Origin of the sequence: Pseudothauera rhizosphaerae (genome assembly GCF_004801305.1) — a bacterium.
GTDB classification, from domain to species: Bacteria; Pseudomonadota; Gammaproteobacteria; order Burkholderiales; family Rhodocyclaceae; genus Pseudothauera; species Pseudothauera rhizosphaerae.
Window position 1 is genome coordinate 1 of record NZ_SSOD01000030.1, and the last position, 9,731, is coordinate 9,731.

10 protein-coding genes and 1 pseudogene are annotated in these 9,731 nt (G+C 68.5%); 7 read left to right on the plus strand and 4 right to left on the minus strand.

Annotation, left to right across the window (positions count from 1 at the left end; genetic code table 11):
- Positions 1-1,100 precede the first annotated feature (1,100 nt).
- Positions 1,101-1,799 (plus strand): aspartate/glutamate racemase family protein, encoded by a 699-nt coding sequence (locus E6O51_RS21490; RefSeq protein WP_136387084.1) that lies wholly within the window; start codon positions 1,101-1,103, stop codon positions 1,797-1,799.
- A 108-nt stretch (positions 1,800-1,907) separates the two neighbouring features.
- Here the strand turns inward: E6O51_RS21490 and E6O51_RS21495 are convergent, their stop codons facing one another.
- Together E6O51_RS21495 and E6O51_RS21500 are read right to left on the minus strand one after the other, a co-directional pair.
- Entirely contained in the window at positions 1,908-2,504 is a 597-nt protein-coding gene (locus tag E6O51_RS21495) for a DUF937 domain-containing protein (protein ID WP_136387085.1), read from the minus strand.
- 34 nt (positions 2,505-2,538) lie between these two features.
- Entirely contained in the window at positions 2,539-2,934 is a 396-nt protein-coding gene (locus E6O51_RS21500; RefSeq protein WP_136387086.1) for a DUF3597 domain-containing protein, read from the minus strand.
- A gap of 132 nt (positions 2,935-3,066) precedes the next feature.
- Between E6O51_RS21500 and E6O51_RS21505 the strand changes: the two genes are divergently transcribed.
- Positions 3,067-3,819, plus strand: coding sequence for a type 1 glutamine amidotransferase (locus tag E6O51_RS21505; RefSeq protein WP_230976876.1), 753 nt, complete (start codon positions 3,067-3,069; stop codon positions 3,817-3,819).
- Between the two features lie 242 nt (positions 3,820-4,061).
- On the opposite strand, the gene E6O51_RS21510 is transcribed toward E6O51_RS21505, so the two are convergent.
- Positions 4,062-5,171, minus strand: coding sequence for a polysaccharide pyruvyl transferase family protein (locus tag E6O51_RS21510; RefSeq protein WP_136387087.1), 1,110 nt, complete (start codon positions 5,169-5,171; stop codon positions 4,062-4,064).
- 105 nt (positions 5,172-5,276) lie between these two features.
- Here E6O51_RS21510 and E6O51_RS21515 point away from each other — a divergent pair, with 105 nt between their 5' ends.
- Both E6O51_RS21515 and E6O51_RS21520 read left to right on the plus strand, forming a co-directional pair.
- On the plus strand, positions 5,277-5,927 hold the full coding sequence (locus tag E6O51_RS21515) for a GDSL-type esterase/lipase family protein (protein WP_136387088.1): 651 nt from the start codon (positions 5,277-5,279) through the stop codon (positions 5,925-5,927).
- Between the two features lie 66 nt (positions 5,928-5,993).
- On the plus strand, positions 5,994-6,512 hold the full coding sequence (locus tag E6O51_RS21520; protein WP_136387089.1) for an O-acetyl-ADP-ribose deacetylase: 519 nt from the start codon (positions 5,994-5,996) through the stop codon (positions 6,510-6,512).
- Between the two features lie 10 nt (positions 6,513-6,522).
- Here E6O51_RS21520 and E6O51_RS21525 read toward each other — a convergent pair whose 3' ends face one another.
- Positions 6,523-7,125, minus strand: a complete 603-nt coding sequence (locus tag E6O51_RS21525) for a LysE family translocator (protein WP_136387090.1) — start codon at positions 7,123-7,125, stop codon at positions 6,523-6,525.
- 150 nt (positions 7,126-7,275) lie between these two features.
- On the opposite strand from E6O51_RS21525, the gene E6O51_RS21530 reads away from it, so the two are divergent.
- From E6O51_RS21530 to E6O51_RS21540, 3 genes and pseudogenes are all read left to right on the plus strand, one after another.
- Positions 7,276-8,715: an aminotransferase-like domain-containing protein gene (locus E6O51_RS21530; protein ID WP_136387091.1), complete on the plus strand. Its 1,440-nt coding sequence runs from the start codon at positions 7,276-7,278 to the stop codon at positions 8,713-8,715.
- A gap of 225 nt (positions 8,716-8,940) precedes the next feature.
- A complete protein-coding gene (locus tag E6O51_RS21535) occupies positions 8,941-9,357 on the plus strand; it encodes a winged helix-turn-helix domain-containing protein (RefSeq protein WP_230976877.1) in 417 nt (138 codons plus the stop codon).
- 25 nt (positions 9,358-9,382) lie between these two features.
- Positions 9,383-9,731, plus strand: a pseudogene (locus tag E6O51_RS21540) (hypothetical protein); the annotation flags it as partial.

Below are 9,731 nucleotides of genomic sequence, written 5' to 3' on the forward strand. Positions count from 1 at the left end.
CGTACTCCAACTCGGAAAAGCTCGATTGCATCGGCCCACGTCCTGTCATTCGAACACAGCCTCCATTATCTCAAGCGCATCTCTGTGCCGGGGCGCCGGCGGAGGAATAAATCAGCGATTCCCTAACATGACGTCGAGAGGGACAGCCACAAGCTGCGCTTGTGGTTCCCTCCGCTTCGCTCCGGCTGCCCCTCACTTCCACGTTAGCCGCCATGCACACCACAGCCCGTACTCTCTTGATTGCTCTACTTCTTGCTTCAACTTCGGTTTTTGCTCAAGTCCGTACAGCGACCGTCTTCCTTGTCCCATGGGAGGTAGAGACAAGACACGCACTTAGCCCCTCAGACGTAAGAAAGTCTGCTTCGGTCAGGACCGATATTTTGGATAGGCATCTCGCCCAGTCACTATTGAAGTGGCTTACGAGCGAGAGTTTCATAGAGCCACCGGGCGTAAATTTGCCTTTGAATTTCCGATTGGTAATCGATTTCACATTGGAAGACGGCTCGGTCGAGTCCTACCATGCAAACCGGCGGATGCTTCTTGAAGTAAAGTCGGGCAGAGTCAGGGAGATCGATGAAGAGTTTAGGCTCCGCTTCAGTTCTTTTCTATAACTAAATCGGCTAACCCATCATTCCACCGGACCTGCGCGAAAAACCGCGCAGTCCGGTGAATTCAAACGTTAGAACGCTATGCAAAACACACGCATTTCAACCTTTATACGTACCCTTGCATGGGCCTGGACACTTCTTGCCCTCTATATATCTGCCTTCTCCATTCAGGCAGCTCTGAATGGTGAAAAGCCTTTTCCATCCGCACACCCATTGTCCATTAACGATGTTTTTGGTTTTATTGTCATTTCCTATGTGTGCTTCTTGTTTGCATGGGTGGCTTTCACTGGCAAAGCTCCCAACAGGTTCTTTCCCATCGCGAGTCTTGATTGGAAAGGTTTCAAATCAAGACTCCAAAAATAGTTCTAACTCGGTAGTCAAGCGGACCGTCAAAAGTGAACCGCCCCGGGTTTCGCGGAGGCCGTTCGACTTGATTCAGGCCGTCACCGCGGACGGCTCAATCCGGTAACACTCCCACGGTAATCTCCACCCATGAAAACCATCGGCCTGCTTGGCGGCATGAGTTGGGAATCCACCATTCCCTATTACCGGATCGTCAATGAAACCATCAAGGAGCACCTCGGCGGGCTGCATTCGGCCCGGGTGGTGCTGTACAGCGTCGATTTCCAGGAGATCGAGCGCATGCAGCATGCGGGGGACTGGGATGCTGCGGGCCGGCTGCTGGCGGAGGGGGCGCGGCGGCTGGAGGCGGCGGGGGCGAATTTCGTCGTCCTGTGCACCAACACCATGCACAAGGTGGCGCCGGCCATCGAGGCGGCGGTGGGGATTCCCCTGCTCCACATTGCCGATCCGACGGCCGCGGCCGTCAGGGCGGCGGGTTTCCGCACCGTGGGTCTGCTGGGGACGGCCTTCACCATGGAGCAGCCGTTCTACCGGGACCGGCTGCAGGAGCGGCACGGCCTGCGGGTCCTCGTGCCCGACGAGGCGGAGCGGCGGCGGGTGCATCGGGTGATCTACGAGGAGTTGTGCCTGGGCCGGATCGTTCCCGAATCCCGGGAGGACTACCGGGCGATCATGGCCGGACTGGTGGCGCGGGGCGCGGAGGCCATCATTCTCGGCTGCACGGAAATCTCGCTGCTCGTCTCGGCGGACGATGCGCAAGTCCCGCTCTTCGACACGACCTGGCTCCACGCGCGGTACGCGGCGGAGCAGGCTTTGGGAACTCTCTGATCGCCCCCACACCATTCGGACTGAGCCCTTCGACCGGCTCAGGGCGAACCCTTCGGCAGAGCCTGTCCCGAACCTGTCGAGGGGATCAGGGAAAGCGGTGGCGGCCGGTCAGCGCATCTTGCCGATCACGTTCAGGATGTCGTCCAGCGGATTGCCGTCGCCGTCCAGGTCCAGCATGGACGCAAGACCGCCGCCGGAAGCCTGACCGCCGGACTTGCCGCCGCCGAGCAGCCCCCCCAGCAGACCGCCCAATCCACCCAGGCCACCGAGCCCGCCGCCGCTGGGAGCGGCCTGGGCCGCGCCGCCCTGCTTCTGCATGTAGCCCGCGACGAGCATGGCCACCATGGGCAGCATCTTCTTGAGCAGCGAGGCATCCAGGCCGGACTGGGCGGCGGCGTTGGTGGCCACCGCCCGGCTCACGTCCTTGGAGCCGAAGATCTGGCCCAGTACGTCGTTGCCCCGGTCCACGTGGGTGGGCTGGGGCGAGAGGACGTCGTCCAGCAGACCGCCGCCGCCCAGTTGCCCGAGCAGGCCGCCCAGCCCTTCCAGGCCCGTCGGCTGGGCCTGGGCCTGTTTCTTGAAGCCGCCCAGGATGGCCGGGATCAGCGCGTCGGCTCCTGCAGCCACCTGCGATTCATTGACGCCCAGTTCCCGTGCTACGGACTGGAGACCGCCCATCTGGGCGAGGATGTCGGTGATCTGCATGAGAGTGCTCCGTTGGGGTTGGAGGGCTGCTTCCTCAGTCCAGCAGGTCCTGCGGCACCTTGCCGCCGTTGGCGGCGATGCGGGTCAGGACGGTCTTGTGCAGCCAGATGTTCATCTGCGCGGAATCGCCCATCTTGTCGGCCGGGCAGCCGAGTTCGGTGGCGAGTTCCTTGCGCGCGGCCAGGCTGCTGTCGATGTCCAGCAGCTTCAGCAGGTCCACGATGGAGGTGCGCCAGTTGAGCTTCTGCGGGTTGGCCGCGGCGAGTTTCTCCAGCTGGGCCTCCACGTCCACCAGCGTGATGGCAACCGGCGCGGCCGGCGCCGCAGTCGCGGTAGCGCCTGCTGCCGGTGCTGCCGCCGGGGCGGCGGCCGGAGCGGCCTTGGCTTCACCGATACCGAGTTTGGCGAGAATGGTGCTGAAAAAACCCATGACGACCTCCTGTTGTTGAACCGGCAAGGGCCATGGATAGCCGATGCCGGGGGTTGGTTATGCCTGGAACCGATGTAAGTTCGTTATAGACCAGAATCATTGCAGAGCCACGTCACGTGGACCTGCGGCAAAATGCGCATCACCGCCCACCAGCCCCTTCCTTCCACGCCCGAGACCATGAGAAAACGCGCCCACATCCTCCAGCACGTTCCCTTCGAAGGCCCGGGCAGCATCGGCCCCTGGCTGGAGGCAGCCGGCTACGCCGCGACCCGTACCCGCTTCTTCGAATCCGCCGCCCTGCCCGCAGCGGACGACGTCGACCTGCTGGTGGTCATGGGCGGGCCGATGAGCGTGAATGACGAGCCCTTGCACCCCTGGCTGGCAGACGAGAAACGCTTCGTGCGCGCCGCCATGGAAGCCGGCACGCCCGTGCTGGGCATCTGCCTGGGCGCCCAGTTGATGGCTGCCGCACTGGGTGCGGCGGTGCGCCCCAACGGGGAGAAGGAGATCGGCTGGTTCCCGGTGGAAGGTCTGGCGGGCGGCGGCGGAGATGGCGCGCTGTTCTCCTTTCCCCCATCGACCGAGGTGTTCCACTGGCACGGCGAGACCTTCGACCTGCCGCCCGGCGCCGTTCGGCTGGCCTCCAGCCGGGCCTGCGCCAACCAGGCCTTCCAGTACGGCGAGCGGGCCATCGGCCTGCAGTTCCACCTGGAGACCACGCCCGAAACGGCGCGGGAGATCGTCGCCCATTGCCGCGACGAGCTGGTGCCGGCGCGCTTCGTGCAGGCGGAAAGCGACCTCCTTTCCGCTCCGCCTGCGCGCTATGCCGCGATCAACGGGCTGATGGGGCGGATTCTCGCCTGGCTGACGCGGCCGGCTGTCTGAACCGGCCGCCGAGCGGCACCCGCCCAATGAAACTGCGCGAGGTGCGACAGGCGGCCATGGGGGCGGCAAGGCCGAACGTTGCGCCTTGCTCCCTTCGGCTTCGCTCCCTTCGGCTTCGCTCAGGGTGCGGTGGCGCTGGCTGAGCGGAGCCGAAGCCAGCGCCACCAGGGAACTCCGCAGCGTGTGCCGAAAGGCACAACAACACCGATTGCCTCGGCGCTTGCCGGCCAAACGGCCGCCCCTCAGCCGGGCAGCAGCACCCACCCATCCGCCGGAAGTTCGGCCCGCGCCAGCCAGGCCCGCGGCGCCGGATGCCAGGTGTCCAGGCAGGCCGCGGCCTTGGCGCCGACCTCCTCCACGAGACACAGGGCGGGCACACCGAAGCTGTGTGCCACGATGGAACCGTGCAGGCTGGTGCCCACGTGGCCCGCGGCGCCGGCCAGCAGTGCGCAGATGTCGAACACGTGGGCGGAGCGGAACAGGGCCACGGGCAAGGCCGCGTCGCGGGCGCCGATGTGTGCGGCCAGGCGCTGCAGCACGGCGAGATCGTCGTGCCAGGGCGCGAGGCCGGCGCGAAACAGCACCACGCCCGCCCGCAGCGCCCGGGCGGTGGCTGCGACCGAAGCCGCCACGCGGGCCAGCGTGCCGTCGTCGCCCCAGGCCGCGGCAAGTTGAACCGCCAGCCGGCGCGGCAGGGCCGCGGCGATGCGGGCCGGTTCGCCCCCCACCCCGCGCCGGGCGATGGGCGCGGCCAGGAGCCGGGCGCAATCTGCGGCAGGATCGGGGGCCAGGGGCGCATCCAGCCCGGCGCGGGCGAGCACCGCGCGGGTCACTCCGTCGCGGACGCTGAAGAAGGCCGCCTGCCGCAGCGCTTCGCACGCCTCGGCACGCAGTTCGGCCGGCAACGCGGCCAGGCCCACGCCGCCCACCGCCTCGAAACCGACCCGCCACGCCGCCGGCAGGCTGCGGGCGGCGCGCACGTAGGGCAGGCCCTCATCACAGCCCAGCCACTGCGCCGCCCACGCCCGGCCGGCCGCGGGATCGCTGCGGCAGGCCGCGATCAGGCGCGCCGCCGTGGCGGGTGGCTGCAGCATCACCGCCGCCTCCCAGGCGGTGGTGGTGAGAATCTCGCCGCCCACGTGCAGGAAGTCGGCCGGCTGGTCGCGGTATTCGGCCGCCACATCGGCCAGCGCCCGCACGCGCTGCCCGCCCCAGCGGCGCAGGTCGCGCGCCGCCAGCCCGGCGGCCACCACCGTGCGCCCGGGATGGCGCGCCATGGCGCAGCGGGCGAGCAGCAGGTCGCCGAAGTTGTGGCGGTCGAAGGCGCCGAAAAGGATCAGCGGGCAGGTCATGGCGAAGGCGTGCGGTGGCGGGGCCGAGCCCATGGTACGCCGGCCCGCGCCCCGGTTCGCCCCCGGCGGATAGAATGACAACCCCGTCTTCCCATCCTCTCCCCCATGCCGCACGCAAGACGAATCTCCCCTTTCCTGGCCTTTGCCCTCTTCTGCCTCGCCCTCCTCGGCGGCTGCGCCGACGACCGCCCGCGCTTCGCCCCCCTGCCGGACGGCGCCTCGGTGCTGGTGCTGGGCGACAGCCTGGTGGCCGGCACGGGCGCACCCCGCGGCCAGGGTTGGCCGGAGGGGCTGGCCCGGCACACGGGCTGGAACGTGATCAACGCCGGCGTGCCGGGCAACACCTCCGCCGACGCCCGCGGACGGCTCCCCGGCCTGCTCGCGGAATACCAGCCCGATGCGGTCATCGTGGCCATCGGCGGCAACGACTTCCTGCGCCAGGTGCCCGCCGAGACGACGCGGGAGAACATCCGCGCCATCGTCGCCGAGAGCCGTGCCGCCACCGGCCACGTGGCCCTGGTGGCGATTCCCGCCCTGTCCCTGGGCGCCGCCGCGCTGGGTGCCCTGTCCGACCACGAGCTGTACGAGGAGATCGCCCGGGCGAACGGGCTCGCCCTGGTGCCTGCCGCGGTGGCGGAAACCCTTTCGGACGAGGACTACCGCGCCGACCGCATCCACGCCAACGCCGCGGGCTATGCACGCATTGCCGCCCGCGTGCGCGACGCGCTGGCGGCTCAGGGCTGGATGCAACGCTGAAGCGCCCGGGCTATGCTGGCAGAAGACGGCGCACGAACGCCGCAACCGGAGAGGAGGAGCCCGCCCATGACCGTCGTCGCCACACGCCTGCAGGCCTTGCGGGCGGACATCACCACGCTTGCCGTCGATGCCATCGTCAATGCCGCCAACAGCTCGCTGCTGGGCGGCGGTGGCGTGGATGGCGCCATCCACCGCGCCGCCGGACCGGGGCTGCTCGCCGAATGCCGCACGCTGGACGGCTGTCCCACCGGCGAAGCGCGCATCACCGGCGGGCATCGCCTGCCGGCGAAATACGTGATCCATGCGGTCGGCCCCATCTGGCAGGGCGGCATGCGCGGTGAAGCGGCCCTGCTGGCGGCGCGCTACCGCCACGCGCTGGAACTGGGCGCCGAACGCAGCATCCGCTCCATCGCCTTCCCCGGCATCAGCACCGGCATCTACGGCTATCCGCCCGACCGGGCCGCCCGCGTGGCGGTCGCCACGGTGCGCGACACGCTGACCCGGATGCCGGACATGGAACAGGTGCTGTTCTGCTGCTTCTCGGACGAGGATCTGCTGCGCTACCGCATCCTGCTCGCGGGCTGAGCCGGGGCCTTCAGGCGACCGCCGCCAGCTCGTCCACCAGGATCCACAGCGCCGTCGCCGCCAGCATCCCCGCCATCGTGCCGTTGAACAGCGCCAGCAGGCGCGGTTCGCGCAGGCGGTGGCGCAGGCGGTCGCCGGCCACGGCCCACAGGGCGATGCAGGGCAGGTTCACCAGCGCGCACAGCAGCGCCAGCGTGGCCGCGGCGTCCCAGCCGGCGCCGCGGGGCAGGAAGAGCAGCGCCACGTTGAGCACCATCATCCAGCCCTTGGGATTGACCCACTGGAACAGAGCCGCGCCGACGAAACCCAGCGGCCGGCCCTGCCCGCCCGCGCCCGGCTGGCCGGCCCGCGTCTGGCGCCAGGCCAGCCACAGCAGGTAGCCGCAGCCCGCGGCCACCAGCAGCGGACGCAGCGCATCCAGCCAGTTCATCACCCAGGCCAGCGCACCGCCCAGCAGCAGCATCTGCACGCCGAAGCCGACGCTGATGCCGGCCAGATGCGGCAGCGTGCGGCGCAGGCCGAAGTTCACCCCGCTGGAGGCCAGCATCAGGTTGTTCGGTCCGGGGGTGACGGACAGGGTGGCGACGTAGGTCATCAGAGGCAGGTCGATCATGGCGGCGTGCTCCGGCGGGGTGGTTGTGGGGGAGGATTCTGCGCCGGAGCGTTTTACGGTTACAGAGCCAGAAACCATCATCTATACTGGTCACAGTTTTCCGAACAGAAAACTGTGACCACCCCTCCCCCCACACTCTGTATCCCCGCCATGGAAGCCACCCAGACCCCGCTCTATCAATCCCTCGCCGACGAGCTGCGCGGCGCCATGGGCGACGGCCGCCTGCCCGCCGGCGCGCGCCTGCCCTCCGTGCGGGAAGCCGCCCGCAGCCGGGGACTCAGCATCAACACCGTGCTGGCCGCCTACCGCCACCTGGAGGCGCGGGGACTGGTGGAGGCACGCCCCCAGTCGGGCTACTTCGTGCGCTCCCGCCTGGCGGCGCCCCCCGGGCCGCAGCCCGCGGCCACGCCCACCAAGGCAAAGCCGGCCGAAACCGCGGTGCTGAACCGCATCGCCGCCGTGGTGGCAGCCCAATCCAACGCGGACAACGTGGACCTGTCCCTGGCCTGCCCCAAGGGCAGCGACTTCTACCCCGGCGAGCGGCTGGCCCGCCTGCTGGCCGACACCGCGCGCCGCCACCCGGAACTGATCAACGACTACGCCATGCCGCCCGGATCGCTGCGCCTGCGCCGGGAGATCGCCCGCCACGCGCTGGACCTGGGCGTGACCATGACCGCCGACGACGTGATCCTGACCAACGGCTGCATGGAGTCGCTGCAGTTCGCCCTGCGCACGGTGACCCGGCCGGGGGACGCGGTGGCGCTGGAGTCGCCCACCTACTTCAACCTGATCCCGCTCGCCCAGCACCTGGGCCTGCGCATCATCGAGGTGCCCACCCATCCGGCCAACGGCATGTCCATGGACGCGCTGGAACTGCTGCTGTCGGAGAAGCGGGTCAAGGCCGTGGTGGCGCTGCCCAACGTGCACAACCCGCTGGGCACCAGCATGCCCATCGAATCCAAGCGCCGCCTGGCCGCGCTCGCCAACGAATACCGCGTGCCGGTGATCGAGGACGCGCTATATGCCGAGATACAGTACGCCACGCCGCTGGCGCCCGCGGCCAAGGCCTTCGACCGGGACGGCTGGGTGATCCTGTGCTCCTCCTACAGCAAGACGCTGGCGCCCGGCATCCGCGCCGGCTGGATGGAGGCCGGGCGCTTCCACCGGGAGGTGGCCGACCTCAAGTTCTGCTCCTCCGTGGCCCAGCCGGAGGTGACCTGCGAGGCGCTGGGGGCCTTCCTGGAAACCGGCGGCTACGCCCAGCACATGCGCCGCCTGCGGCGCACCTACGCCGGGCAGATCGACCGCCTGCGCGGCCTCATCGACGAGGTCTTCCCCGCCGGCACGCGGGCCACCGAACCCACCGGCGGCTTCCTGACGTGGGTGGAACTGCCCGAAGGTTGCGACACCAACAAGCTCTTCGACGAGGCCCTGGCGCGGGGCATCAGCATCACCCCCGGCACGCTGTTCTCCGCCTCCGGGCGCTACACGCGGCACCTGCGCCTGTCCGGCTGCTACCCCTTCACCGAGCGCCACATCCACGCGCTGGTGACACTGGGCAAACTGGCGGCGCGCCAGTTGGGGGGCTGAAGGGGTCCGCGCCGGCAGGCACCACTCTTGCTTGAGAAATAGCGACAAGCGCAGGCAAGGATCAAGGAGTACGACATGGACCGGAACGGCAAGAAGCGTGATTCGTCGCTGTCTTCAGCCGATTTTTCGCTTGCCCATCGCTATATAGAAACGACTATAGTAAATCCGGAAAACAACCTCGACGGTGCATGCCATCCCCGCCTGCGCACCGTTATGGATCAGGCCTTGCAGGGACGGGTCTCCCTGAGCACGGAAGCGGGGGAGCCCCTGCTCACCGAAACGCGCATCCGCCTGCTCGAAGCCATCGGCGCCACCGGGGCGCTGAGCCGCGCCGCGCGCGAGGTGCCCATGTCCTACAAGGGCGCGTGGGACACGCTGGAAACGATGAACAGGCTGGCCGGGGTGCCCCTGGTGCGCCGGGTGACCGGGGGGCGGCGCGGCGGCGGCACGGAGCTGACCGCAGACGGGATGCTGCTCGTCGCGCTCTACCGCGCCGTGGAAAGGGAATGCCAGGAAGCCGTGCGGGCCCTGCAGCACCACATCGAACGAGGCGGAGGCGCCACGGGCTTCCGCTACCTGCTGCACCGCCACACGCTGGCCGGCAGGGCGGAGACGAACGAGGCAGAACCGGTACGGTATTGAGCAGGCCCCGACAGGAAGAACAGTCATGCAGACCGAACGAAGCAATGTTGCCCCCCTGGCGCGCAAGGTGATCGCCGTGGAGCCGGCGGAGAAAAAGGTGCCGCACCTGTGCGAGTGCGACCTGGGGGAATGCCGCACCGACCTCCTCCCGCTGCTGCACGAGATGAGCCGGATCGCCACCGAGACGGGGGAGCTGCCGGAGATCCTGGACATCCTGCTGCAGTTGATGCAGCGCCACCTGAAGGTGGTGCGCGGCATGGTGAGCCTGTATGAACCCGACTCCGGGCGCATCTTCATCCACCGCAGCGTCGGCCTCACCGAGGAGGAGGCCGCCCGCGGCATCTACGCCCCCGGCGAGGGCATCATCGGCCGCG

What these genes read in the sequence shown, in the direction of transcription:
- E6O51_RS21525 (WP_136387090.1), bottom strand. Translation starts at nt 7,125, where the DNA reads ATGATCGACCTGCCTCTGATGACCTACGTCGCCACCCTGTCCGTCACC.
- E6O51_RS21490 (WP_136387084.1), top strand. Translation starts at nt 1,101, where the DNA reads ATGAAAACCATCGGCCTGCTTGGCGGCATGAGTTGGGAATCCACCATT.
- E6O51_RS21495 (WP_136387085.1), bottom strand. Translation starts at nt 2,504, where the DNA reads ATGCAGATCACCGACATCCTCGCCCAGATGGGCGGTCTCCAGTCCGTA.
- E6O51_RS21500 (WP_136387086.1), bottom strand. Translation starts at nt 2,934, where the DNA reads ATGGGTTTTTTCAGCACCATTCTCGCCAAACTCGGTATCGGTGAAGCC.
- E6O51_RS21510 (WP_136387087.1), bottom strand. Translation starts at nt 5,171, where the DNA reads ATGACCTGCCCGCTGATCCTTTTCGGCGCCTTCGACCGCCACAACTTC.
- E6O51_RS21515 (WP_136387088.1), top strand. Translation starts at nt 5,277, where the DNA reads ATGCCGCACGCAAGACGAATCTCCCCTTTCCTGGCCTTTGCCCTCTTC.
- E6O51_RS21505 (WP_230976876.1), top strand. Translation starts at nt 3,067, where the DNA reads ATGCGCATCACCGCCCACCAGCCCCTTCCTTCCACGCCCGAGACCATG.
- E6O51_RS21530 (WP_136387091.1), top strand. Translation starts at nt 7,276, where the DNA reads ATGGAAGCCACCCAGACCCCGCTCTATCAATCCCTCGCCGACGAGCTG.
- E6O51_RS21520 (WP_136387089.1), top strand. Translation starts at nt 5,994, where the DNA reads ATGACCGTCGTCGCCACACGCCTGCAGGCCTTGCGGGCGGACATCACC.